We start from the raw sequence: 458 nt of genomic DNA on the forward strand, positions 1-458 counted from the left end.
CGTGAGCGGGCCGGCTTCGAGGTCCGCGACGTGCACCCCTCCCACTACGGCCGGATGTGCCCGATCGAGACGCCGGAGGGCCCGAACATCGGCCTGATCGGCTCGCTGGCCTCCTACGGCCGCCTCAACGCCTTCGGCTTCGTGGAGACCCCCTACCGCAAGGTCGTCGAGGGCCGGGTGACCGACCAGGTCGACTACCTGACAGCCGACGAGGAGGACCGCTACGTCAAGGCGCAGGCCAACACCCCGCTCAACGCCGACGGCACGTTCGCCGACGCGCGCGTGCTGGTCCGCACCAAGGGCGGTGAGACCGAGATCGCCCGTGCCGAGGAGATCGACTACATCGACGTGTCGCCGCGCCAGATGGTGTCGGTGGCGACCGCGATGATCCCGTTCCTGGAGCACGACGACGCCAACCGGGCCCTGATGGGCTCGAACATGCAGCGCCAGTCGGTGCC

General features: G+C 69.7%; 1 pseudogene. It reads left to right on the forward strand.

The annotated features are described in order from the left end of the window. Window positions 1-458, forward strand: a pseudogene (locus ACLQ2R_RS39570) (DNA-directed RNA polymerase subunit beta); the annotation flags it as partial.

The organism is Streptosporangium sp. DT93, assembly GCF_049844535.1.
GTDB lineage: Bacteria > Actinomycetota > Actinomycetes > Streptosporangiales > Streptosporangiaceae > Streptosporangium.